The sequence below is a fragment of the Isoptericola sp. Y581 genome, from assembly GCF_059445475.1.
Genome location: NZ_JCAIUK010000009.1, coordinates 22,002 through 46,586, shown reverse-complemented (window position 1 = coordinate 46,586; position 24,585 = coordinate 22,002). Strand labels below are relative to the sequence as shown.

General features: G+C 73.5%; 18 protein-coding genes and 1 pseudogene. 9 read left to right on the top strand and 10 right to left on the bottom strand.

Features of this window, described 5'->3' with window-relative positions; genetic code table 11:
• Positions 1 to 52: 52 nt before the first annotated feature.
• The 4 genes from AC1C2W_RS17025 to AC1C2W_RS17010 all read right to left on the bottom strand — a co-directional run bounded on the left by AC1C2W_RS17025 (position 53) and on the right by AC1C2W_RS17010 (position 7,025).
• A complete protein-coding gene (locus AC1C2W_RS17025) occupies positions 53 to 2,029 on the bottom strand; it encodes a protein kinase family protein (RefSeq protein ID WP_495390809.1) in 1,977 nt (658 codons plus the stop codon).
• 148 nt (positions 2,030 to 2,177) lie between these two features.
• A complete protein-coding gene (gene murJ, locus AC1C2W_RS17020) occupies positions 2,178 to 3,998 on the bottom strand; it encodes a murein biosynthesis integral membrane protein MurJ (protein WP_495413787.1) in 1,821 nt (606 codons plus the stop codon).
• On the bottom strand, positions 3,995 to 6,331 hold the full coding sequence (locus AC1C2W_RS17015) for a DUF6049 family protein (protein WP_495413786.1): 2,337 nt from the start codon (positions 6,329 to 6,331) through the stop codon (positions 3,995 to 3,997). Before AC1C2W_RS17015 ends, murJ begins: the two co-directional genes overlap by 4 nt.
• Positions 6,332 to 6,341: 10 nt before the next feature.
• The gene (locus AC1C2W_RS17010; RefSeq protein ID WP_495390812.1) at positions 6,342 to 7,025 is read right to left on the bottom strand and encodes an NUDIX hydrolase; all 684 of its coding nucleotides are present in this window, start codon (positions 7,023 to 7,025) and stop codon (positions 6,342 to 6,344) included.
• 136 nt (positions 7,026 to 7,161) lie between these two features.
• Between AC1C2W_RS17010 and AC1C2W_RS17005 the strand changes: the two genes are divergently transcribed.
• Together AC1C2W_RS17005 and AC1C2W_RS17000 are read left to right on the top strand one after the other, a co-directional pair.
• Positions 7,162 to 8,619 (top strand): CCA tRNA nucleotidyltransferase, encoded by a 1,458-nt coding sequence (locus AC1C2W_RS17005; protein ID WP_495390880.1) that lies wholly within the window; start codon positions 7,162 to 7,164, stop codon positions 8,617 to 8,619.
• A gap of 54 nt (positions 8,620 to 8,673) precedes the next feature.
• Entirely contained in the window at positions 8,674 to 10,002 is a 1,329-nt protein-coding gene (locus tag AC1C2W_RS17000; RefSeq protein ID WP_495413785.1) for an MFS transporter, read from the top strand.
• 154 nt (positions 10,003 to 10,156) lie between these two features.
• On the opposite strand, the gene AC1C2W_RS16995 is transcribed toward AC1C2W_RS17000, so the two are convergent.
• Together AC1C2W_RS16995 and AC1C2W_RS16990 are read right to left on the bottom strand one after the other, a co-directional pair.
• Complete coding sequence (locus AC1C2W_RS16995; protein ID WP_495413784.1) at positions 10,157 to 11,722, bottom strand: MDR family MFS transporter; 1,566 nt, start codon at positions 11,720 to 11,722, stop codon at positions 10,157 to 10,159.
• 255 nt (positions 11,723 to 11,977) lie between these two features.
• Entirely contained in the window at positions 11,978 to 13,306 is a 1,329-nt protein-coding gene (locus AC1C2W_RS16990) for an MFS transporter (protein ID WP_495390815.1), read from the bottom strand.
• 284 nt (positions 13,307 to 13,590) lie between these two features.
• Here AC1C2W_RS16990 and AC1C2W_RS16985 point away from each other — a divergent pair, with 284 nt between their 5' ends.
• Genes AC1C2W_RS16985 through AC1C2W_RS16960 form a run of 6 tightly spaced genes read left to right on the top strand, consistent with a single transcriptional unit; the run spans position 13,591 to position 21,406 of the window.
• Positions 13,591 to 16,080, top strand: coding sequence for an ROK family protein (locus AC1C2W_RS16985; protein ID WP_495413783.1), 2,490 nt, complete (start codon positions 13,591 to 13,593; stop codon positions 16,078 to 16,080).
• A 26-nt stretch (positions 16,081 to 16,106) separates the two neighbouring features.
• The gene (locus AC1C2W_RS16980) at positions 16,107 to 17,408 is read left to right on the top strand and encodes an ABC transporter substrate-binding protein (protein WP_495413782.1); all 1,302 of its coding nucleotides are present in this window, start codon (positions 16,107 to 16,109) and stop codon (positions 17,406 to 17,408) included.
• Positions 17,405 to 18,331: a carbohydrate ABC transporter permease gene (locus AC1C2W_RS16975; RefSeq protein WP_495413781.1), complete on the top strand. Its 927-nt coding sequence runs from the start codon at positions 17,405 to 17,407 to the stop codon at positions 18,329 to 18,331. The genes AC1C2W_RS16980 and AC1C2W_RS16975 overlap by 4 nt, the downstream gene beginning before the upstream one ends.
• The gene (locus AC1C2W_RS16970) at positions 18,324 to 19,244 is read left to right on the top strand and encodes a carbohydrate ABC transporter permease (RefSeq protein WP_495413780.1); all 921 of its coding nucleotides are present in this window, start codon (positions 18,324 to 18,326) and stop codon (positions 19,242 to 19,244) included. The genes AC1C2W_RS16975 and AC1C2W_RS16970 overlap by 8 nt, the downstream gene beginning before the upstream one ends.
• A gap of 9 nt (positions 19,245 to 19,253) precedes the next feature.
• The gene (locus tag AC1C2W_RS16965) at positions 19,254 to 20,363 is read left to right on the top strand and encodes a Gfo/Idh/MocA family protein (protein ID WP_495413779.1); all 1,110 of its coding nucleotides are present in this window, start codon (positions 19,254 to 19,256) and stop codon (positions 20,361 to 20,363) included.
• Positions 20,360 to 21,406 (top strand): Gfo/Idh/MocA family protein, encoded by a 1,047-nt coding sequence (locus tag AC1C2W_RS16960; protein ID WP_495413778.1) that lies wholly within the window; start codon positions 20,360 to 20,362, stop codon positions 21,404 to 21,406. Before AC1C2W_RS16965 ends, AC1C2W_RS16960 begins: the two co-directional genes overlap by 4 nt.
• A gap of 118 nt (positions 21,407 to 21,524) precedes the next feature.
• Here the strand turns inward: AC1C2W_RS16960 and AC1C2W_RS16955 are convergent, their stop codons facing one another.
• Together AC1C2W_RS16955 and AC1C2W_RS16950 are read right to left on the bottom strand one after the other, a co-directional pair.
• Entirely contained in the window at positions 21,525 to 21,872 is a 348-nt protein-coding gene (locus AC1C2W_RS16955; protein WP_495413777.1) for an MmcQ/YjbR family DNA-binding protein, read from the bottom strand.
• Positions 21,869 to 22,255: an MmcQ/YjbR family DNA-binding protein gene (locus tag AC1C2W_RS16950; RefSeq protein WP_495413776.1), complete on the bottom strand. Its 387-nt coding sequence runs from the start codon at positions 22,253 to 22,255 to the stop codon at positions 21,869 to 21,871. The genes AC1C2W_RS16955 and AC1C2W_RS16950 overlap by 4 nt, the downstream gene beginning before the upstream one ends.
• Positions 22,256 to 22,327: 72 nt before the next feature.
• Between AC1C2W_RS16950 and AC1C2W_RS16945 the strand changes: the two are divergent.
• Positions 22,328 to 22,465 (top strand): annotated as a pseudogene (locus tag AC1C2W_RS16945) (TetR family transcriptional regulator); the annotation flags it as partial.
• A 316-nt stretch (positions 22,466 to 22,781) separates the two neighbouring features.
• On the opposite strand, the gene AC1C2W_RS16940 reads toward AC1C2W_RS16945, so the two are convergent.
• Both AC1C2W_RS16940 and AC1C2W_RS16935 read right to left on the bottom strand, forming a co-directional pair.
• The gene (locus AC1C2W_RS16940; protein WP_495413775.1) at positions 22,782 to 23,867 is read right to left on the bottom strand and encodes a Gfo/Idh/MocA family protein; all 1,086 of its coding nucleotides are present in this window, start codon (positions 23,865 to 23,867) and stop codon (positions 22,782 to 22,784) included.
• Positions 23,852 to 24,562, bottom strand: coding sequence for a ThuA domain-containing protein (locus AC1C2W_RS16935; protein WP_495413774.1), 711 nt, complete (start codon positions 24,560 to 24,562; stop codon positions 23,852 to 23,854). Before AC1C2W_RS16935 ends, AC1C2W_RS16940 begins: the two co-directional genes overlap by 16 nt.
• Positions 24,563 to 24,585 lie beyond the last annotated feature (23 nt).

The following is a 24,585-nucleotide window of genomic DNA, read 5'->3' as shown; positions in this document are numbered from 1 at the left end:
TCGAGGGGGCCTGGTGTTCCCGGCCGACCACGGTGTGGTCGGCCGGGAACGTTCACGACACGACGATCTCGTTGAGCTCGAGGTAGTTCTTGTCGCTGGTCCGCGGGAGCTCGGTGATCCACAGGACGAACGTGTCGGCCACGGTCTCCTCCGACAGGTCGAGCGTCGTCTCGGAGTCGAACGACCCCTCGGCGAGCACCTTGCCCCCGCTGGGCTCGTCGCGCGAGGTGGCTCGCACCTCGACGTGGCCACCGGACGAGTTCGTGTTCAGCGTGATCGAGGTGACGGGAGCGGGCTCCTCCAGCTCGATGACGTACCCGATCCCCTCCCGCAGGCCGGAGAAGTTGGGCTCGTTGAACCACTGCGTGTACCAGAACGTCGACGGGTCGCCGTCGTAGGCGAGGTCGACCGCCTCCGGGTGCTGCCCGTCGCCCCCGGGGTCGAGCTGGTCACCGGTCGCGATGACGGGCCGGACTTCCGGGGTTTCCTCGGGCGTGGACTCGCCGTCGCTGGGCTCCTCGCCACCGCCGCCACCCCCGGCCTGCTCCGCGGGAGGGGAGGTCGCCGCGGTGGTTGTGCCGATCGGCGAGATCGCGCGCGACACGGCCCACACGGCGCCGGCGAGGACCAGCACGACGACCAGCCCGAGGACGATCGGCGTCGGGTTGACGCCCTTGCGCTTGGGGGCCGGGCTGGACGCGAACCCACCGGTGTCGGTGCGCGGTTCGCCACCGTTGCCGCCCGGGGGCGGAGGGACGGGCGAGTGCGACGTCCGGGGATCTGCGGGCGGCGCACCGTTGTACTGCTGGGTGGCGTAGCCCGCCGGGGCGGCGCCGTACCCCTGCGCGGGGGCACCGTACGCCTGCGTCTGGCCGGCCGCCTGAGCGCCCTGGGGCACCGGCGACATCGCCGAGGTGGAGGGGCCCGGGGGCGGCGGGACCGGTGAGTGTGCGGCCGTGGGGGCCGCGACGGGAGGGGTGGCCTGGGTGGACTGCGCGGGAGCAGCACCGGCGGGCTGACCTGCGGCGGCGGCTCCGGCGAAGCCTCCCGCGGCCGCCCCGCCCAGGGCGGACCGGGCGATGCGCCCGCTGGAGGGCCGGCGGACCGGCGCGGCGGGCGGCGGCGTACCCGGCAGCCCGGCGCCCGCCCCGACCGTGCCCAGCACGGAGGAGCGCACCGGCGGTTCTGTCGACGGCTGGACGAACTGGGGGAGAGCGGCGACCACCGACACCTCGCCCCACGGGGCCAGCGCGGCGACGACGTCGCCCGGCCCGGCCGGGGCGTCGGGCGAGTCATTGCCGAAGGTGCGGCGCACCAGCGTGTCGATCTCCTGGTCCACGTGCGGCACGAGTGCGGAGACGGGGACGACGCCGTTCGCGTCGGTCTGCGCGGGCAGCGGGCGCACGGTGTCGGAGGTGACCCACGGCTCGTCGAGGCTGTCGCCCGGCCACCGCGCCGTGAGGGCGTAGTAGGCCAGCGCCACGAGGTCGCGGGCGTCGGCCGCCGCGGCGTCCGGACCGCCGGCGCTCGCCCGGTCGCCGTCCACGCCGGCGAGCGCGGCGTCGATCCCCAGGCCGGTGACGACCACCCGGTGCCCGTCCACCCGGACGGCCTCCGGGCGGAGCGCGAGGTGGTGGACGCCGCGCTGCCCGGCGGCCTCGAGGGCAGCCGCGGCCTCGCCGACGACGGCGCGCGCCTGCTGGGCGTCGACCAGTCCGCCGGAGACGATCTCCGTGAGCGACGACCCGCGGAACGGCTCGCTGATGATGTAGCTGCGCGGGCCCTGACCGAGGTCGGTGGCGCCGACGTCGAGCACGCGCGACAGCCGGGGGTCGGCCACGAGCGCGGCGCGACGCGCCGCGTCGAGCGCGGACGAGGCGTACGGCCCGTCGATGAACGTCACCCGGACCGGACGGTCCAGGATCTGGTCGTGCGCCTCCCACGCCTCGGCTGCTACGAGGTCGGTGGCTGCGGGCTGCACGAGCCGATAGCGATCGACCATGACGGTCCCGGGATGGGCGGTGCTCACCTGGACTCCTCAGTGGGGGTTCGGGGGGAGGGTGTCCTCCGGTCCACCGGACCATGGTACGGGCGGGTGGGTGCCTTGGACGCGGTGGCGCAAGGGCGCGCCCGCAGGGCCCTCACCGAACTCGCCCGACCCGGGCACGGGCGCGTCATCATCGCTTGAGCCGCCGGAGGACGGGAGCGAGCGCGTCGTCGAGCTCGCGGACGTGCAGCACCTTGAGCGCGAGGACGTACCCCAGCAGCATGACGACGCCCGCGACGGTCGTGACCAGCACCGAGTGCCCCCAGGAGGTGACCACGAAGCCGTCGAGCAGGCGGATCGTCAGCCACCCGAGCAGGCCGGCCACGACCGCGCCGATCGAGGCGCGGACGTACAGCCGCATGACGCGCCGACCGTCCAGACCGTGCAGCTTGCGGTGCATGCCGCGCACGCGCAGAAGCAGGGAGATCCAGGTGGACAGCGCGTACGCGCCGCCGGCGGCGACGGCCCACCACGAGGCCGGCAGCAGCTGGATCGCGATCCACAGCGCGGCCACCATCGAGACCGTCGCGATGACCTGGATGCCGAAGATGCTCCGGCCGTCCTCGAAGGCGAAGTACATGCGTCGCACCAGCACGGTGGCGCCGAGGGCGACGATGCCGATCGCCATCGCCTGGATGATCGGCGCGACGGCGGCGACCCCGTCGGCGCCGAGGGTCGGCAGCAGCGACGCCGTCAGGGGGACGGCGAGGACGATCAGGACGGCTGCGGAGAACACCGAGAAGACGCCGGCCGACCGCATTCCGAGCGACATGTCCCGGCGCACCCCGGGGATGTCGCCGGCCTGCACGGCCGCCGTCATGCGCGGGAACAGCACCGTGACGATGGAGACCACGACGAGGGAGTGGGGGAGCAGGTAGATCGTCATCGCGTTGGTATACGCGGCGTTCCCGGCGAACACCTGGTCGAGGTTGCTGCCGGTCTGGCCGGCGGCACCGAGGACGTTGGTGAGGAAGAGGACCCCCATCTGCTCCAGCGCCACGGCTCCGATGGTCCAGCCGACGACCGTCCCGGCGGCCCGCAGCCCGATGCCCCGCAGCCCCAGCCGGAACCGCCAGCGGAACCCGGTGCGGCGCAGCGCGACGAACAGCACGAACGCCTGCGCCGCGATGCCGACGGTCGCCGTGCCGGCGAGCAGAACCGTCTGGCCGGTCGACCAGCTCGACAGGTCGGAGATGCCGCGGTCGGGCGCCGTGCCCCAGACGACGAGGAAGGCACCGAAGCCGAGGAGCGACACGACGTTGTTCGCGACCGGGGCGGCGCCGTACGCGCCGAAGCGACCCTGGGCATTGAGCACCTGGCCGAGCAGCATGTACAGGCCGTAGAAGAAGACCTGGGGGATGCACCAGTACGCGAACACGACGGCGAGATGGCGCTCGTCCGCGTCCCAGGCCCCGCTGAGGGTGGAGAGCCAGATGATGAGCGGGGCCGCGACGACGAGGACGCCGGTGAGGAGCAGCAGGCCCAGGCCGGAGAGGGTGAGGAGCTTGTCGAGCCGCACGCGCGCGTCGCGGGCGTTCATCGCGCGGAGGATCTGGGGGATCAGCACCGCCTGCAGCACGCCGGCCGAGATGAGCGCGAACAGCATGTTCGGCAGCTTGTTCGCGATGTCGAACGCGTCCGCGACCGTACCCACCGCACCGACGCACGCGACCAGCAGCATCGCCCGGATCAGGCCGGAGGCGCGCGACGCGACGGTGCCCAGCGTCATGACCAGCGAGCCGCGGCCGAGGCTCGTGCGCCGCACCCCGCCGACAGGCTCCGAGTCGCCGGCAGAGTCACCGGCAGAGTCCCTGGCGGGGGCGGCGGACGCACCGTCGGGCGAGCCGTCGGGCAAGCCACCGGGCAAGCCACCGGCGGCGCCGTGCGGCGCGCCGCCCACGGGTCGCTCTGGCCCGCCGTCGTCGGGGGGGGCGGGGAAATCGGAGGTCATGGGGCGTCGGTCTCCGTGGCCTTGGCGGGGTGCGGACTGATGGTGCGATCGGCGTCGGGCGGGGTGCCGGCACCGGGCTCGTCGTCGGGCGCCTCGTCGGGGGGATCAGGGGCGTCGTCGCGGTGGAGCGGGTCGACGGCCTCGGCGACACCTTCGTCGGTGGTTCGCGCGGAAGACCGGCCGCGACGCACGGTACGCCAGATCCCCCCGAGGAAGAGCAGGGCGACCGCCGCGGCGACCACGGCGGTGCCGACGGTCTCCCACCCGGCGCGGACGCGCACCGCGAAGCTGGTGGGCCCGCTCACGACCGAGCCGCTGGGCGCGAGCACCTCGACCTGGAGCTCGACGTCGCCCGAGCCGATCGCGCGGACGGGCACGTGCACGTTCGTGGACGTGCCGGCCGGGACGACGACGGTGGGCCGCGACTCGACGACGAGACGCGGGTCGTCGGGGCGCAGCACCACGGTGACGGTGGCGTCGACCGGGAGGCCGTTGCCGACCATCACCGGCAGCTTGCCGGTGTCGCTCACGAGGGTGACGTCGGAGCGGTCGGCGACGGTGATCCCCTGTCGGAGCTCGCGCGCCTGCTCCACCGCGAAGTCCACGGCGGCGGCCCGCACCTCGGGCTCGGCCCGCCCGGCGACGGCGAGGGGGGCGAGGAGGTCCTGGTCGACGTCGCCGCTCAGCTCGACCGGATCGGCCGCCACGGTCGAGAACGCGGCGACGGAGCTGTGGGCGTCCAGCAGCCTGCGCACGGACTCGGGGGCGAGCTCGGTGTCGACCGTGCGGTCGCGGGGGAGGCTGTCGCGATCGACCCGCGACGCGGGGGCGGCGACCGTCTCCGAGAGCGGGACGACGTCGGCCCACGGGACGTCGTCGAGGGCGCGGAGCACCTGGGCGACCAGCTCCGGGTCCGGCGACCAGCTCCGGGAGAGCGCCGCGAGCACGTGTAACCCCTCGCCGCCGGCAGCCTCCTGCTGCGCTGCGAGGAGCGCGGTGTCGGCGAGCACGCGCTGCGCCGCCTCGGCGCTGGTCGGTGCGTCGTCACCGTCCGTCAGGGAGGCGAAGGCGCGGGACAGCCCGGCGTCCGCGACGAGCGCCGAGACCTTGCCTGAGGACGTCTCGACGGCGGTGCGGGCCGACGTGGGGACGTACTCGTCCTCTGGCGCGAGGCCCTCCGGGACCAGCACCTGGTCGACGGAGGCGTCCCGGGCGGTGGCCATCGTCGCGCCGTCAGGCAGGCCCTGCGGCCACCCGAGGGTGAGGTCCCAGCCCTCCGGGCGTTCCCACGCCGCGCCCAGCGCGGACTCCCCGCTGGTCGCGGCGGCGACGTCCGCTCGCGACGGGTCGGCGTGCGCGACCGCGGCGAGGTCGGGGTCGAAGCCGGGCAGGACGGCGACGTCGGCCGCCGGTCTGGCGGCCGCGGCGGTGCTCGCCGCGCCCATCGTCTCGATCGCGTCCTCGTCCTCGGCCGTGTCGTGGTCCGCGTCCTGGGACCCCGCCGGGCGGCCGGTGAGCCGCGCGGCCCAGGCCTGCGTGTCGGTGTCCTCGGCGGACTCCGCCGCGACCACGAGCGCCGGATCGACGGCGAGGGACAGACCTGGCGAGTCGGCGGTGGACGCCGCGGCGTCGAGCAGGCGACCGAGCCGCCCGTCGGCCGCGGTGCGGGTGGCGAGCTGGGCGGCGTACGCGTCGGGGTCGAGGGGGTCGGGCTCCGGGCCGGTGACGGGCGCGACCGCGCTCACCGACACGGGCTCCGGGTCGGTGTCGTCCGGGGCGAACAGCAGGAACGTGTGGAGCACGTCGAGGTGCGCGCCGCCCTGCGTCACCGCCACGGACATCTCGCGGGGGCCCCAGGGCGCGTCCGCCGCGAGCCCGAGGTTGTCGACGTCGAGGTCGAGGCGCACCCGCTCGGACCTGCCGGGGGCGAGCCGGTCGACGGGCTCGGTGAGCTGGTTCGGGGCGGGCCCGCTGTCGCCGTCGACCCACTCGGCAAGGGCCTCCCGCGACGTGAGGGGTCGCCACGACACCCCCAGGCCGAGCTGGGCACCGTCGACGGCCGCGTCCGTGCCGTTGGTGACCTGGACGGTGAGCGTCACCGTGTCGCCAGGCCGCGCGACGGACGGTGTCGAGCCCACGAGCTCGAGCGTCACCGCGCCGTCCTGGCGCGCGGACGGGAGGGTCGCCGCGGCCGCGTGGCCGGCCGGGACGACCACCTGCGCGATCATCGTGAGGACGCCCGCGAGCAGCACGACGACGGCGAGGAGCCGGGCCAGGCGCGCGGACGGAACGGCGAGTGCGGCGAGGGCACCCGTGGATCGGGAGGTGGTCACGCGGCGGGCCTCACTCGACGGGTCCAGGGCGGGAGCCGCCGTCGGTGTCGTCGGTGTCATCGCGTGCGTGCCCGAGCACGCCGGGGGTGCGGCGCAGCACGTGCTGGGCGGCGACCGCGAGCCGCTGCTCGTTGGGGTACGAGAGCCGGTCGGTCAGCTGCTCGAAGGGGATCCACAGCGCGTCCTCCGCCTCCCCGTCGGGGTCGCCGGCCGCCGTGATCGTGCCACCCTCCGCGCGTAGCAGGAAGTGGTGCACCACCTTGTGCACGCGGTGGTCCTCGCCGCTGAACCAGTAGTCGATGACGCCCAGCCGGGTGCGGACGGTGCCGAGGATGCCCGTCTCCTCGCGGATCTCCCGTACCGCGGCCTGCTCCGGGGTCTCCTCGCCCTCGAGGTGCCCCTTGGGCAGGCACCACTCGAGCCTGCCGCCGCGGTTGCGCCGCACGATGACGGCGGCCTGCGGGCCGCCCGGGGCGAGCCGCACCACGAGCCCGCCCGCCGAGGTCTCCTCGACCACCGGCAGGTGCGTGGTGGTGCCCGACGGCGCGACGCCGACGACGGCAGGCCTCGTCGCACCGCGCGGTCCGGCGAGCCGTGCGGGGTCGACCTTGAGCGGGTGCCCACCCGGTGGCACGGGGACTCCCGCGGCCGGGCGCCCGCGCCGGGGGCCGGGAACCGGTGCCGGGTATGACATGCGCCCACCCTACCGAGAAGCGCTCGCCCTCCCGCCCAGTCCCCGGCGCGCGGACGGGCAGGATCTGGGAGTATGGGACGCCGTGTCGACCCCTGAGCCCCCGGCCCCCGCAGCACTGCTGCGCCGCGCCCTCGCCATGCTGACCGAGACGGCCCCCGCCGCCGTTGAGCTGGGCGAGGTGTTCCGCGACGCCGGGCACGAGCTCGCGCTCGTCGGCGGTCCCGTGCGCGACGCCTTCCTGGGCCGCCCGAGCAACGACCTCGACTTCGCGACGTCCGCCACGCCGGACGAGACGCAGGCGCTGCTGGCGCGCTGGGGTGACGCGCACTGGGACATCGGCAAGGAGTTCGGCACCATCGGTGCGCGCCGGTTCGCGCGCTCCGGGCGCGGAGGTCCCGACGGCGGGGATGTCGTCGTCGAGGTCACGACCTACCGCAGCGACGAGTACGACCCCGCCTCCCGGAAGCCCGTCGTGGCGTTCGGGGACACGCTCGACGGCGACCTGTCGCGGCGCGACCTCACGGTGAACGCGATGGCGGTGCGGCTGCCAGATCTCACGTTCGTCGACCCGTTCGACGGGCTGAGCGACCTCGCCCGCCGCGTGCTGCGCACCCCGATCGCGCCGGAGCGGTCGTTCGACGACGACCCGCTGCGGATGATGCGCGCCGCGCGGTTCGCCGCCCAGCTCGGCTTCGCCGTCGAGCCGGCCACGCGCGCGGCAATCGTCGACATGGCGGGCCGCATCGAGATCGTGTCGGCGGAGCGGGTGCAGGCCGAGCTCTCCAAGCTGCTGCTGAGCGATCGGCCGCGGGCCGGCCTCGAGGTGCTGGTCGACACGGGCCTGGCCGACCACGTGCTGCCCGAGCTGCCCGCGCTGCGGCTGGAGATCGACGAGCACCACCGGCACAAGGACGTCTACCAGCACTCCCTCACGGTGCTGGAGCAGGCGATCGCGCAGGAGACGGGGCCCGACGGCCCGGTGCCCGCGCCTGACCTGGTGCTGCGCCTGGCCTCCCTGCTGCACGACATCGGCAAGCCCGCCACGCGGCGCTTCGAGCCGGGCGGCGGCGTGAGCTTCCACCACCATGAGGTGGTCGGGGCCAAGCTCGCGGCGAAGCGGCTGCGCGCGCTGAAGTACGAGAAGCAGGTGGTCAAGGACGTGGCGCGGCTCGTCGAGCTGCACCTGCGCTTCCACGGCTACGGCGACCCTTCGACAGGCCCAGGGCAGCACGCCCAGTGGACCGACTCCGCGGTGCGCCGGTACGTCACCGACGCTGGGCCGCTGCTGGAGCGGCTGCACCGACTGACGCGCGCCGACTCCACCACCCGCAACAGGCGCAAGGCGCAGCGGCTTGCGGACTCGTACACCGATCTGGAGGAGCGGATCTCGCGGCTGCGAGAGGCGGAGGAGATCGACGCGATCCGCCCGGACCTGGACGGGACGCAGATCATGGCTATCCTCGGCATCGCGCCGGGACCCGCCGTCGGGCAGGCGTACAAGCACCTGCTCGCCCTGCGGATGGAGCACGGCCCGCTCGGCGAGGAGCGCGCGGAGCAGGAGCTGCGAGCCTGGTGGGCCGACCGCCAGGCGTGACCTGACGCCCCGGCCGGACGGCGGGCCCGCCGCGTCGCTGAGCGGAGGCGGGACATGAGCGGTTCCACGAGGGCGCCCGGTGCGGGCGCCACGGCGGGCGACACGACGGGCGGCCGGGCCGACCGGCGGGCGGCGCGCCTCGTCGTGTCCGCGTTCTACCTGGTGCAGGGCATGTGCTTCGCGGGGCTCCTCGCGCAGGTGCCGACGCTGCAGGACGAGCTGGGGATCTCCGACGGCACCCTGACCCTGATCCTCCTGGTGGTGCCGGTGGTGGCCGGGGTCGGCAGCGTGCTCGCGGGGGCGCTGGCCCCGCGGGTGGGCAGCGCCCGGCTGCTGCGGGTGTGCGGCCCGCTGGTGGCGGTGGCCGTGCTCGGCGCGGGCCTGGCGCCGACCGTCACCGTCCTGTATCCGACGGTCGCGGTGGTGGGGCTGCTGCTCGGCCTGGTGGACGCCACCATGAACATGCAGGGCGTCGAGGCCGAGCAGCGGTACGGCCGGAGCTTGCTCAACTCGTTCCACGGCGCGTGGAGCGTGGGCGGCATCCTCGGCTCGCTCGCCGCCGTGCTGGCCCACTCGGCGGGCTGGTCGCTCGCGGGGGGCCTGGGGCTGGTGGCCGCTGTCGGCGTGGCTGTGGACCTTTCTGCGACGGCGCTGGCGGGACGCGGGACACCGGCAGCGGGCGTCGGCGGGGCCGTGCCGGGCCTGGTCGCCGCGGGGAGCCCCTCACTCGTCGTGGGCACGGAGGCTGCGTCACGGGCGGCAGCGGGTCCGGCAACGGGTCCGACGGCGGGAGAGACGAAGGGCGCGGCGCGCCCGCCCTGGGGGCCGCTGGTGCTCGTGGGCCTCGCGGTGACCATCGTCTACGTCGCCGACTCGGCGACGTCGAACTGGTCGACCAAGTACATCGAGGACGCCCTGGGCGGGGCGGCGAACGTCGCGCCGCTCGGCCTGGCGGCCTACCTGGCCTGCCAACTCGTGGGCCGCCTCGCGGCCGACCGTCAGGTCAACCGATTCGGTCCCGTGGTGCCCGTGGCCGCCGGCGGGATCGTCGGGACGGCGGGTCTCGCGGCCGTGACGCTCGCCCCCTCCGCGTGGGTGGCCGTGCTGGGCTTCGCGCTGACCGGCCTGGGGCTGAGCGTCGTGGTGCCGCTGTCGTTCTCGGTGGCCGGTCGCCTCGACCCGGACGGTACGGGCGTGGCCGTGGCGCGGGTCAACCTCTTCAACTACGTGGGCTTCGTGGTCGGGGCGGGACTGATCGGCGGCGTCGCCGAGCTGACGAGCCTGCGCCTCGCGTTCGCCGTGCCGGCGCTCCTGGCGCTGGGCGTGGTCGCCCTCGCGCCGGCGTTCCGGGTCGCCTCGCGTGAGCCGGCGGCTGCTGGTTGACCCGGCCGTCCGCTGGTTGAGCCGGCCATTCGCTGGTTGAGCCGGCCATTCGCTGGTTGAGCCTGTCGAAACCGGGTTTCGACAGGCTCAACCAGCGGGTTTCGACAGGCTCAACCAGCGGGAGTCTCGACAGGCTCAACCAGCGAGATCGCGGTCAGTGGCCGACGGGCGCACCCTCGGGTGCGTCCGTCCTGCGCAGCCGGGTGGCCACCAGGAGCGCGGCGACCACGGTGACCGCGCCGACCGTGAACGCGAGCTGCGCCCCGCCTGCGGTGGCCTCGGCCTGCGAGGCGCCGCCGTCGAGCAGCGTCACCGACCGCAGGGTCAGCAGCGCGACGAAGAGCGCGGTGCCGGCGGCGCCCGCGAGCTGCTGGATCGTGGCGACCGCCGCGGACCCGTGCGAGTACATCGACGGCGTGAGGCCACCGAGCGCCGACGTGAACGTCGGGGTGAAGATGAACGCCAGCCCGATGCTCAGGACCATGTGGCCCACCAGCACGAGCCACAGCGGCGAGGTCGGCGTCAGTGCCGCGAAGAGCACCATCGCGACGCCCACGGCGGCGACGCCGGGAAGGACCAGCGGGCGCGGCCCGAGCCGGTCGTAGAGGCGCCCGACCACCGGGCCGAGCACGCCCATCGCCAGCCCGCCCGGCAGCATGAGGAGGCCGCTGGTCACGGGCGACAGACCCATCGCCCGCTGCAGCACGAGCGGCAACCCGATGATCATGCCGAACATCGCGATCATGCTCACGGCCATCACCGCCAGGCCGACGCTGAAGCCCGGCGCCCGGAAGACGCGGAGGTCGAGCAGGGCGGCATCGGTGCGCTGGAGCACGAGCTGACGCCACACGAAGAGTGCGAGGAACGCCGCGCCGGCGACGAGCGGCACCGCCGGCGGCACCGCCATCGCGTGCCCCGCGGACTCGCCGAGCGCGGAGAGCCCGTAGACCAGGCCGCCGAACGCGCCCACCGAGAGCACCAGGGACACCGGGTCGAGCCGGTTGCGAGCCCGGTCGGCCACGTCCCGCACGAGGAGCGCCCCGAGCGCCAGGGCCAGCAGCGCGATGGGCAGGACGATCCAGAACACCTCGCGCCAGCCGAGGGCCGTGACGACGGTGCCGGACATGGTGGGGCCGAGCGCGGGCGCGACGGCGATGACCATCGAGACGTTGCCCATGACGCGGCCGCGGCGGTGGTGGGGGACCGTGCTCATGACGGTGGTCATGAGCAGCGGCATCATGATCGCGGTGCCTGTCGCCTGCACGACGCGTGCCGCGACGAGCACGCCGAACGTAGGCGCGAGCGCGGCCAGGAGCGTGCCCGCGCTGAACAACGACATCGCCAGGATGAACGCCCCCCGGGTGCCGAGGCGCTGCAGGAGCCACCCGGTCGTCGGGATCACGACCGCCATCGTCAGCAGGAACCCCGTGGTCAGCCACTGCCCGCTCGACTCGGTGATCGCGAAGTCGTCCATCACCGCCGGCAGCGCGACGCCCATGGTGGTCTCGTTGAGGATGACGACGAACGCCGACGTCAGCAGGAGTCCGATGACGGTGAACTGCTGCCGCGTCAGGCGTTCGGGCGCAGGCGCCGTGGTGGTCGTGACGCGCGGCGTACCGGTGGCGGTCGTCTCGGCCTCGGTGGTCGCGGGAGTCGTCAGGGTGGCCTCCGGGGTGCTCGCGATGGGGACGGTGGTCTCTGTCGGTCGGGGGGCTGGCACGCTTGTGCTCCGCTCGCGTCGGTGCCGGGGGAGCCCGGCGAAGGGCAGGCGACGGCGAGCGCCGGTCGGGCGCTGCACGTCGTCGTTGTCGGTCGTACCCCGGGGGGCGGTCACCCTCGGTGCGGTCGCCGGAAGGCGTGACCGTACTGTGTACGACCACGAACCATCCTGCGATATTCCCGCTTGGCGTGACGACTTGTTTTCCGGACCGAACTCGTCGGCACCCAGGGTGCGGGTTCTGTGCGGCCGGGAGGGTCAGGCTGGGGTGGCGACGTCCTCGGAGCCCCCACGCGCGACGCGGGCCGGGGCGGCGGACGCGGTGCGCGCGCCGCGGGTGGCCATGAGGACGGCGGCCAGCACGTACGCCACGGCGAGGCCGACGAAGACGCCGCGCGACCAGCCGGTGTCGGGCAGCGTGAAGGCGGCCAGGGCGGCGGCGCCGACGAACGCGGCGTTGTAGAGCACGTCGTAGAACGCGAACGCCCGGCCGCGGACCTCGTCCTCGGTGTCGCGCTGGATGATGGTGTCCACCGCGATCTTGGTGCCCTGCGCCGCCAGCCCGAGCAGCGCGGCGCCGGTGTAGACGACGGCGCGGTCCGGCGTCGTGACGAGCAGGAGCTGGCTCGCGGCGGCGAGCAGCAGCATCACCGCGATCCAGCCCTGCGGGCCGGTGCGGCGCGAGAGGATCGGCGTGAGCACCATCGCGACGGCGCCGCCCGCGCCCGTGAGGCCGATGACGACGGCGAACGTCCCCATCCCGGCGTTCTGGCTCCCCGGGTCGAGCAGGTTGCGCGAGATGAGGATCGAGGCGATGAAGACGACGCCGTACAGGAAGCGGTGCACGGCCATGGCGAGCAGCGCCTGGCCGGGGGTGCGGCGAGAGACGAGGTAGCGAGCGCCGTCGGCCAGCCCGCGCGCCACCTTGGCGACCTCGCTGCGCAGGTCCGCCTCGGCGGGTGCCTCGGGCCCCAGCTGGGTGCGGCCGAGGCGCGTCGCGAGCAGCGCCGCGACCGCGAAGACGAGGGCCGCGCACACGAGGGCGGAGGAGTCCTTGATGCGGCCGGGCTCGAACGCGAGCCCGAGCACGAAGCCGATGCCACCGCCCACGAACGCGGCGCCCGCGCCGAGGGTGGGGGACAGCGAGTTGGCCGTGAGCAGCAGCGGCCCGTCGACGACGCGCGGCAGCCCGGCGGACAGGCCCGCCAGGAGGAAGCGGTTGACCGACAGGGCGGCGAGCCCGACGGCGTAGATGCCGCCGCTGACGCCGCCGGCGAGCATCAGACCCGCCATCCCGAGCGTGAGGACCACGCGCACCGCGTTGCCCCAGACGAGTACCTGCCGGCGCTGCCACCGGTCCAGCAGCACGCCCGCGAACGGCCCGACGATGGTGAACGGGGCGAGCATCACCGCGAACGCGCCCGCGATCGCGGTGGCGGTGCCCTGCGACTCGGGGGAGAAGAACAGCAGGGACGCCAGGCCGACCTGGAACATGCCGTCACCCGCCTGCGAGACGAGGCGGACGGCGAACAGCTTGCGGAAGCCTTCGAGGCGCAGCAACGCCCGCAGCTCCGAGATGACTACCACCCGGTCAGCCTATGGCGTCCGCGACGCGCGCCGACCTGGGGAGAGCCCCCGAGGCGCCCGCGACCGTCCCGTCGGGGATTTCGAAGCCGGCCTAGGTAAATTTCCGGCTTCCGGGTGTTCGGTCTGCCTTGCAGGGATTCCGCGAGGTGGTGCGGCTGTGGCACGGATCTGACCTGCGGCACCTCGGACACGGTCTTGTGGGTGGCCATTTATGAAGATACCTTCCAGAAGTTGCTCGACGGTGTGCGCCAGAACACACCGCGTGCCCACGGACGGGAGGGCGCATGGTCCGCCACGGGATCGGTGCACAGGATCGGCGCGTCACGGACGTGCGCCGGCGCAACACGTTGAGCTGCATCGAGGTGCTGCGCGGCACGCCCGCGACCACGCTGACCGCGCTCGCCAAGGACACGGGGCTGTCGCGTCCCACGGTCGAGTCGATCGTCTCCGAGCTCGTGGAGCAGGGCCTCGCCCTCGAGGTGGACGGCGCCGAGGAGGGCGCGCTGGGCCGCCCCGCGCGCCGCTTCGCCTTCGCGGCCGACGCGCGCTACGTCGTGGGGCTCGACCTCGGCGTGCACTCGGTGACCGGGATGATCGCGGACCTCGCGGGCCAGGTCCGCTCGGTCGTGCGCCGCACGGTGGACGCCCCGATCGACGGCGTGGAGCGGCTCGAGGTCGCCCGGGCCGTGCAGCGGGAGCTGCTCGACCACGTCGACGCGCCGCGCTCGCGCCTCGCCGCCGTCGCGGCCGCGGTGCCCGGCATCGTCGACGGCGAGCGGGTGCGGCTGTCCCTGCCGATCGCGGACTGGACCGGCGTGAACCTCGCCGCCCGGCTCTCCACGGGCGGCGACCACCCGGTGGTCGTCGAGAACGACATCAACATGGCCGCCCTCGCCGAGCACGCGCTGGGTGCCGCGCGCCTCGCCGACGACGTCGTCCTTGTGCAGCTCGGGTACCGCGTGGGCTCGGCACTCGTCCTCGGCGGCCGGGTCTACCGCGGCAACCGGTTCGCGGCCGGCGAGGTGGGCGACCTCTCCTGGACCGGGTGGAACGGGTGGTGCGAGGGCAGCCTGCTGGGCGAGATCGAGCGGGCCGGGGGAGCGGAGGAGGTGGCGCTGCGGGCCAGGGCGGGCGAGCCCGCCGCCGTGGCGCTGCTGGAGCAGTACGTGCGCCGCGTCGCGCCCGGGGTCGCGACGCTCGCCATGGTGGTGGACCCCGAGTACGTGGTGCTCGGCGGCGGCCTGTCCCGCGCGGGCGACGTGCTGCGGGCGCCCCTGCAGGCAGAGATCGACCGCCTGGTGCACCCGCGGGCGGCGGCGCCGCTGGTGAGCTCCGCGTTCGCGTCCGACGGCGCGGCCCTGGGCGCGCTGGTCCGCGCGCTCGAGGTGGGCTCGGAGGCGGTGTTCGCCAGCGACGAGATCGCCGTCCCGTCCCTGCACGCCGCCGACCCGGCGGCCTCGTTGGCCGAGGTGCTCGCCCAGGCCGCCCGGACACTGGCCCCTCCCGCCGAGGAGACGATCGCGGCCGAGGACGAGCCGGCACCGGCGACCGTCTCCGTGCGGGAGCCGCTGCGCGTGGCGGTGGTGGGCGTCGGCGCCCGCGCCCGCCTGGCGCAGTGGGTGGGGCGCACCGGCGTGCCCGCGCGCATCGTCGCCGCCGTCGACGTGGACCCGGCGGGCCGGGGCCGCGCGCGCGAGCTCTTCGGGCCCGAGGCGTCGTTCAGCACCGACCGCGGGGAGCTGCTGCGACCGGACGAGGACGGCCGCGCGCTGGACGCGGCGATCGTCTGCACTCCGGACGACACGCACGCCGACATCGCCGAGGACCTGCTGCGCGCGGGCGTCGCCGTCTACCTCGAGAAGCCGCTCGCCACCACCACCGACGACTGCGACCGCGTGCTCGCCGCCGCGGCGGAGACCGGCACCCGGCTGTACGTGGGCCACAACATGCGGCACATGGCGGCGATCCGCACGATGCGCGACATCGTCGCGCGCGGCGAGATCGGCGACGTGCAGGCCGTGTGGTGCCGGCACTTCGTGGGCAACGGCGGCGACTACTACTTCAAGGACTGGCACGCCGACCGGGCCCGCAGCACGGGCCTGCTGCTGCAGAAGGCTGTGCACGACATCGACGTCATCCACTGGCTGGCCGGCTCGACGACGCGCGAGGTCGTCGGGATGGGCGACCTGCAGGTCTACGGGCGCATCGACGACCGCGAGGACCGCGCCGGCCAGCTCATGACCGACTGGTTCTCCTCCGACAACTGGCCCCCGCTCGAGCAGAAGGGGCTGCACCCGGTGGTCGACGTCGAGGACACGTCGATGATGCTGATGCGGCTCGAGAACGGCGTGCTCGCCAGCTACGAGCAGTGCCACTTCACCCCGGACTACTGGCGCAACTACACCGTGATCGGCACGCGCGGCCGGCTCGAGAACTTCGGCGACGGCGACGGCGCCTCGGTGCGGGTGTGGAACCGCCGCACGTCGTACTCCGAGCGCGGCGACGTCGAGTACCCGATCGCCTCGGGCGGCCCGGGCCACCAGGACGCCGACCGGCGCACCGTGGACGAGTTCCTGCGGTTCGTGGCCGACGGCGCGCCCATCACGACCTCCCCGGTGATGGCCCGCGACGCCGTCGCGACCGGCATCGCCGCCACCGTCTCGCTGCGGTCGGGCTCCGCCCCGCAGCGTGTCCGCCCCGTGACCCCCGAGGTCGCGGCCCACTTCGACGAGGACGTCGAGACCCGCGGCACCGTCGCGCGGGACCAGAGGTAACGACCACCATCGGAGGAGCACCACTGATGAAGCACCTCATGCGCAGCGGGTCCGTCGCGGGCGTCGCCGCGGTGGCACTCACGCTCGCGGCCTGCTCGAGCGGCGGCGAGGCCGCCGACGGCGCCGCGACCGCCGCGCCGACCGACGCCGAGGGCGAGATCACCTACGCGATCTGGGACGAGAACCAGAAGCCCGCGATCGACCAGAACATCGCGGACTTCAACGACACCTACCCGAACATCAAGGTCACCGTGGACCTCACGCCGTACCAGCAGTACTTCACCAAGCTCCAGACCCAGGGCGAGTCGAAGACCCTGCCCGACGTGTTCTGGATGAACGGCCCCAACGTGCAGCTCTACGCCGCGAACGACCTGCTCGAGCCGATCGACGGCCTCGTGGACAGCGGCGACCTGGACCCGTCGAAGTACCCCGACGCGCTCAACGACCTGTTCACGTTCGAGGAGGCCCAGTACGGCGTCCCCAAGGACTTCGACACCGTGGCGCTCTGGTACAACAAGGCGATCTTCGAGAAGGCCGGCGTCGAGCTGCCGACCGACGACTGGACGTGGGACGACTTCACCAAGGCGGCCGACACGATCTCCGGCGAGCTGTCCGGCCAGGGGATCTACGGCGTCGTGACCGAGCTCAACAGCGGCGGGCAGAGCAGCTACTACGACACGATGCTGCAGGCGGGCGGGCAGGTCATCTCGGACGACGGCACCACGTCCGGCTACGACGACCCGGCGTCGATCGAGGGGTTGCAGCTGTGGGCCGACCTCGTGGCGGACGGCGCGTCCCCGAAGCTCGAGCAGATGTCCGACACCAAGCCGAACGTCTGGTTCAACTCGGGCAAGGCCGCCATGTTCTGGTCCGGCAACTGGTCGGTCGCGGAGATGAAGGACTCGCCGAACAAGGACGACTTCGGCACCGTGCGGCTGCCCGAGGGGCCCGAGCGACGGGCCACCGTCATCCACGGCCTCGCGAACGTGGTCGCCGCGGACAGCGAGAGCAAGGAGGCCGCCAACGCCTTCGTCGCCTACCTCGGCTCCGAGGAGGCGCAGCGCACGCAGGCGGAGATGGGGGTCGCGAACCCCGCGTACACCGGGACGCAGCAGGCGTTCGTCGACTCCGAGCCGGGCTTCGGGATCGACGTCTTCCTGGAGTCCGCCGACGAGATGGCGTTCCCGTACCCGATCTCGAAGAACACGGCGGCCTGGAACGCGCTCGAGAACGAGCTGCTGCCCCAGGCGTTCTCCGGGAAGCGGCCCGTCGAGGAGGTCGCCCGCGAGCTCGCGGACGCCATGAACGAGGAGCTGGCGAAGGAATGACGACCGCTCTCGCGCGGGGGTCCGGGCAGGGGGCGATGCAGGGGGCCAGGCGGGGGCACGACGGCTGGTGGCCCGTGCTGTTCGTGCTGCCCACGATGTTCGGGGTGGTGCTCTTCTACCTGTGGCCCATCGTCCAGACCGGCTACTTCAGCTTCACGGAGTGGGGCGCGTTCGGCGGCCAGACGTGGGTGGGCACCGAGAACTACGCACGCCTCGTCGCCGACCCCGACCTTGGCACCTCGATCGTCAACACGCTCGTCTACACCGCGATCGTGCTGCTGGGCATCCCGATCGCGATGTTCGTCGCGAGCCTGCTGAGCCGGCCGGGGATGCGGCTCACCGCGTTCTACCGGGTGCTCTTCTTCATGCCGTACGTCGCGATGCCGACGGCGGTGGCGATGGTGTGGCGCCTGATCTACAACGGCGACTTCGGCGTCCTCAACTGGGCGCTCGGGCTGGTCGGCATCGACGGCCCCGCGTGGACGTCGACGCCGGGCTTCGCGCTGGTCGCCGTGTCGGTCGTGGGGCTGTGGACGTCGCTCGGGTTCGCCATCATCATCCTGTCCGCGGGCCTGAAGAACATCCCCACGGAGCTGTACGAGGCGGCGTCCCTGGACGGCGCGACCGCCTGGCGGCAGTTCCGGTCCGTGACCGTGCCGCTGCTGACCCCGAGCGTCTTCTTCGTCACCGTCATCACCGTGATCAACGGGTTCCAGCTCTTCGACCTGCTGTACGCGCTCATGGGGCAGGGGAACCCCGCGATCCAGGAGACACAGTCCCTCGTGTACCTCTTCTACAACGAGGCGTTCCTGCGCAACGACAAGGGCTTCGCGGCCGCCATCGCGATGGTGATCCTGCTCATCGTCGGCGCGGTCACTCTGATTCAGTTCCGCATGCAGAGGAGGTGGGTCACCTATGCCTGACACGACCCTCGTGCCCGCCCCGGCCGTCGCCGGGACGACGCGACGCCCGACCCGAGGCAGCACCGACGGAGCACCGCCCCGTGGCCGACGGCGCGGCTCGCGCCACGGGTCCAACGCCTGGGCGCACGTGCTGCTCGCCACCGGCGGCGTGGTGATGGTGTTCCCGTTCGTGTGGCAGCTGCTCACGTCGCTGTCCACGAACGCCCAGGTGATGAGCGTGCCCCCGGTGTTCTGGCCGGGGGAGCTGCAGTGGGGCAACTACGCCGAGGTGTTCTCCAAGCTCCCGTTCCTCCAGGAGTTCTGGGTCTCGGTGTCGATCACGGTGGTTCGCACCGTCGGCCAGCTGGTGCTGTGCTCGATGGCGGGCTACGCGTTCGCGCGCATGCGGTTCCCGCTGCGCGGCGTGCTGCTGGCCCTCGTGCTGTCGATCCTCATGGTGCCGTCGCAGGTGTACCTCATCCCGCAGTACCAGATCGTCAACGGGCTCGGCTGGCTGAACACCGTGGCCGGGATCGCCGCGCCCGGCGTCTTCAGCGCCTTCGGCACCTTCCTCATGATGCAGTTCTTCAAGGGCGTGCCCGACTCGCTCGAGGAGGCCGCCCGCCTGGACGGCGCCAACCCGTTCCAGGTCTTCACGCGCATCATGCTGCCGCTCGCCGGGCCCAGCCTCGGCGCGCTGACGATCATCACCGTCCTGTGGTCGTGGAACGACCTCCTGTGGCCGCTCGTGGTCTCGACCCGCGCCGAGAGCATGCCGCTCGCGGCCGGTATCGCGACCTTCGCCGGGCGCACCACCACCGACTACACGGTGATGATGGCGGCCAGCGTGCTCGCCATGGCCCCGATCCTGCTGCTGTTCGTCGTCATGCAGCGTCGGGTGATCGACGGCCTCGCCCACTCCGGACTCAAGTAGGGAGCACACATGTCAGCACCGCCAGCACGGTCTGCACCACCCCTTACCGTCGGCCTCGTCGGCGCCGGCGGCATCGCGCGGGCCCACGCCCCCGCGTGGCGCGCGCTCGGCGCGGACCTCGTCGTGCACTCGCACGACGGCGCGGCGGAGCTCGCCGCCGCGCACGGCGGCCGCGTGGCCGGGTCGCTCGACGAGCTGCTCGACGTCGTGGACGTCGTGGACGTCGTCACCCCGACGCCGCGACACCTCGAGGTGGCCGCCACGGCGCTCGCGGCGGGCAGGCACGTGCTGTGCGAGAAGCCCCTGGCCCGCACCGGGGCGGACGCCGTCGCCCTGCTGGAGGCCGCCCGCGCGGCCGACCGGCAGCTCTACCCGGGGCACGTGGTGCGGTTCTTCCCGGAGTACGCCGCGCTGCGGGCCGCCGTGCGCGCCGGGGACGTCGGCGCGCCCGCCGTCCTGCGGTTCGCCCGCGGCGGGACGTTCCCGGTCTGGTCGGCGTGGTTCGGCGACGACGCGCTGTCCGGGGGCGTCGTGATGGACCTGATGCTGCACGACCTCGACATCGCCCGGTGGGTGGCGGGGGAGGTCACGACGGTGTTCGCCACCCGGCGCTCGCTGGAGCAGGACGGGGCGCCGCACACGCTCGCGCACGTCGTCCTCACGCACGCCGGCGGCGCGATCACCCACTCGCGCGGGCTGTGGGGCGCCCCGCACACCACGTTCCGCACGTCGTTCCACGTCGCGGGCGGGGCCGGCGTGCTGCGCTTCGACTCGGCCGGCGCGGGCGGGGTGCGCACCGACCTGCCGCCCGTCCCGACGGGCGGGCAGGACCGGCCCGCGCCGGCGGCCGGGGAGAGCCCGTACCTCACCGAGATCCGGGAGTTCGCCCGGGCGTTCGCGGCCTCGCCGACGGCGCTGCCCGCGGATCATCCGGACCGTCCCCGGGTGAGCGCCGTCGACGGCGTCGTCGCGGTCGAGATCGCCGAGGCGGCGCTCGCCTCCATCGAGTCCGGGGCGCCCGTCGCGCTGGACACCGCCGCACGGGTGCGCGAGCTCGGGGGCACGCCGGTGCCGCCGCACGGCGCGCCCGCCCTCACGACCACCGGGAGCCCGGCATGACCCACGACACCACCCCGACCGTCCTCAAGGTGGCCGTGCTCTCCTTCGCGCACCCGCACGCCGGGTCGTACCTTGCGCTGCTGCGCGACCGGCCGGACGTCGAGCTCCTCACCGCAGACCCCGATGCGGCGACCGCGCCCGCCGGCGAGCTGCGGGGCCGCGAGTTCGCCGAAGGGCTCGGAGCGTCGTACGTCGACACCTACGACGAGGCCCTCGCCTGGCGCCCCGACGCCGTGATCGTCTGCTCGGAGAACGCCCGCCACCGGGACGTCGTCCTCGCCGCCGCGGCGACGGGGGCGCACGTGCTGTGCGAGAAGCCGCTCGCCACGCGGGTCGAGGACGCCGAGGACATGGTCGCGGCCTGCGACGCCGCGGGCGTGGTCCTCATGACCGCCTACCCGGTGCGGTTCAGCCCCGAGTTCGTCACCCTGCGCGCCCTGGCGGACGCGGGCACGCTCGGCACCGTGCTCGGCGCCACGGGGACGAACAACGGCAAGGTGCCCGCCGGCCGGGCCTGGTTCACCGACCCGGCCCTCGCCGGCGGCGGGGCGCTCGTGGACCACGTGGTGCACGTGGCCGACCTGCTCGACGCGCTCCTCGGCGAGGACGCCGTCGCCGTGCGGGCCGTGACCAACCGGATCCTGCACGGCGACGACCCGCAGGTGCGCGCCGAGACGGGCGGGCTCGTCAGCATCACCTACGCCGGCGGCGCCGAGGTGACCGTCGACTGCTCCTGGTCGATGCCCGACGGCGGGCCCACGTGGGGCGGCCTCACCCTGCAGGTCGTCGGCACCGGAGGCGTCGTCGAGATCGCCCCGTTCGGTGCGCACGTCGGCGGCCTCGTCGACGGGGGCTCGCGACCCGCCTGGTACGGCTTCGGCGAGAACCTCGACGCCCTGATGCTCGAGCACTTCCTGGGGTGCCTCCGTACCGGCACCGCCCCCGGTCCCGACGGGCGAACGGGGCTGCGCACCTTGCGCGTGGTCGCCGCGGCCCAGGAGTCCGTCGCCGCCGGGGGTGCCGTCATCCACCTCGCGCCCTGACCCCGCGAGATAGAGAACCCTGGACGCCGAGATAGGAAACCTCTCTATCTCGTGCCGGTGGGTTCTCTATCTCGGCGGGTTGCCTTCTCTATCTCGGCGGGACGGCGGCGCCGGGCCGCTAGGGCAGGTGGTCGGCGACGAGTTCGTAGGACCCGTGCACCAGGTCCTCGACGAGGCGCTTGGTGATCCCCTGCCCGGGTCCGACTGACACCCAGTGCCGCTTGTCGAAGTACCGGCCCACGGTGATCGTCTCGTGGTCACGACGCAGCGCTTCGCCATGGTGCGGATCGACTTTCACCGTGATGATCTGCACGTCGGGGTCGTCGTCGGTGACGATGAGGAAGACCTTGTCCGCGACCTTCCACACATCCAGGTGCGGGGTGAACGGGCGCCCGTGGCTGACGTCGGCCAGCGAGCGGGCCGCGTCGCGCGCTGTCTGCTGGAGCTGCTCTCCCGACAGGCTCACTGGTCTCCCCTTCCGAAGCTGGCGGGGTCGACGGGTCGTCTCGCCCGGGGGAGCTTCTCCACGACGAGCAGGTAGGACTCGGTGACGAGGTCTTCCACGGGACCTCGCTGCATCGAATCGCCGGGGTGCAGCGTGATCCAGTGCTTCTTGTTCATGTGGTAACCCGGCGTGATGTCGTCGTGAGCCTGGCGGAGTGCCTTCGCGTCCTGCGGGTCGGCCTTGAGGATCACGATCGGCTCGCCGGTCACGTCGGTCATGAGCATGAAGACCTTGTCCCGGACCTTGTAGACGTCCCAGTCCGGCCCGAACGGGTGCTCCAAGCCGGAGCCCGGCAGCTCACCGGCACGCTCACGCGCGTACTTCTGCACGCTCTCGTCCTGCATCAGTCCCCCTCGGGTGCGCGCTCCTCCAGCAAGTGCGTACCACGGTACGCACTTCGACTATGAGGAGGACGGGTGCGCAAGGGGAAGCCGAACGATCCGCTGCGTCGGGAGCGCATCCTGCGTGCGGCGGTCGAGGCCATCGGGTCGGAGGGTGTGCACGCGACGTCCTATCGCGGTGTCGCGGCACGAGCGGGTGTGCCGCTCGGCTCGATGACGTACTACTCCCCGGACCTCGAGACCCTGATCGTGGGCGCGTTCGAGACGCTCTGCGCGGAGCTGGAGCCGCGGTACGCCGCGCCACTGTCGAGCGGTGGCGGGCTGTGGCCACGAGGTTCGACAAGCTCCAGCTGCGCTATGAGACCACGGTGACCGTGGCCGCGATCGATGACTGGCTGACCGTGCTCGTGAAGGCAGCCTGACCGCTGGCATCTCCTGGGCGTCGTGGAGTACTACGCTCCGCCACGCCATCGCGGACGACATCCTCGACTGGGTCAGCCAGCGCCGCTGACCCATTCCGAAACAGGCCCTAGCGGGGGGCGTCCGAGAGCGGCACGGCCGCGGGCCGGTCGCAGGTGCTCTCGACATCGACCGCCGCGCCCTTCTCGGCTGCCGTGAGCAGCGACGTCATGACGTCGAGCACGTGGTAGGCGAGGTCGCCGTTGGCGCGCGCCACGCCGCCGGGCGCGGTGGTCGCCAGGTCGGCGACGCGGTACCCGCGGGCGGCGTTCCGGTACCCGGCGGTGGGCTCGAGCGTCTGCCAGTCCCTGCCGAGCTCGTGCAGCTCCACCTCGCCGTCGAACCCGTTCGGGTCGGGCACGACGAGCGAGCCCGCCTGGCCATGCACCTCGATCCGCGAGGCGCGGGTGGCCACCGCGTCGAAGCTCATCACGAGCGTCGAGAGGGCGCCGGACTCGTGCCGGAGCACGCCCGTCACGTGGGTGTCGACGTCGACCGGGACCCTCTCGCCCGCCCGCGGGCCCGAGCCGATCGTGCGGGTCGCGCGGCCGCGGCTCGCGCTCCCGACGACCGAGGCGACCGGCCCCAGCAGTGTGACCAGCGCCGTCACGTAGTACGGCCCCATGTCCAGCAGCGGGCCGCCGCCGGGCTGGTAGTAGAAGTCGGGGTTCGGGTGCCAGCGCTCGTGGCCGGGCGTCAGCATGGTCGCGGTCGCCGCCACCGGAGCGCCGATCGCGCCGTCGTCGATGGCCTTCCTGGCCGTCTGCACCCCCGTGCCGAGCACGGTGTCGGGCGCGCAGCCGACCCGCACGCCGGCGGCGCGGCCCGCCTCGACGACAGCGCGCGCCTCGTCGAGCGTGGCCGCGAGCGGCTTCTCGCCGTACACGGCCTTGCCCGCGGCGATCGCCCTGAGCGCGACCTCGGCGTGGGCGGCGGGGATCGTGAGGTTGAGGACGAGGTCGACCTCGGGGTCGGTCGTCAGCGCGTCGACCGTCAGCGCGCGCACCCCCTGCTTCGCCGCGACGGCGGCCGCGCGCTCGGCGTCGAGGTCGGCGACCGCGACGAGGCGCACGGCCTCGAGGCGCTCGAACGTGGACAGGTAGGCGCCGGAGATCGCCCCGACGCCGACGATCCCGACTCTCAGCGGCTGGCCCACAGAATCCCCCTCTCGATGATGGTGCGGACGTTCGGGTCGTTGACGACGCCCAGGTCGTGGCCCGGGGTCGAGACGAAGACGTGGCCCTCGCCCCACTGCCGGGTCCAGACGGCCGGGCAGGTGACCGGCCGGTGCCAGGGGTGGTAGTCCGGCGCGGCGATCGTCGTGGTGGCGAGCACGTCGTTGTAGTCGTCGGAGAGCACCCAGTACTGCTCGGTGGTGAGCTCGAAGGCGGAGATCCCGGCGACGATCGGGTGGTCGGCCTTCTCGGGCACGATGTCGACGGTGTACCGCACGAAGCAGTCGGTACCGTCGCCGGGTAGCTCGTCGCGGGGCGCCTTGGTCGGGTGCGTCGCGAACTGGCCGCCGATGAGCTGCAGGTAGTCGGAGCTGTTCCGGTACGAGTCGGCGATGCCGCCGTGCCACCCGGCGAGGCCCGTGCCGCTCCGCACCGCGTCGATGAGCCCGCCCAGCTCGTCGGCCGCGATCGTGTTCATGGTGTTGGTCTGGACGACGACGTCGACGCCGGCCATGTAGTCGGCGTCCGCGTACACGGTGGTCTCGTCCTCGACGCGCACGTCGTATCCGTGCCCGGTCAGGAACGGGATGAACGAGTCGGTGGTCTCCACGGGCTGGTGCCCGTCCCACCCGCCGCGCACGATCAGTGCGCGCTTCTCCGGTGATGGTGCTGACATAGGTGCTTCACTGCTCCCGATGT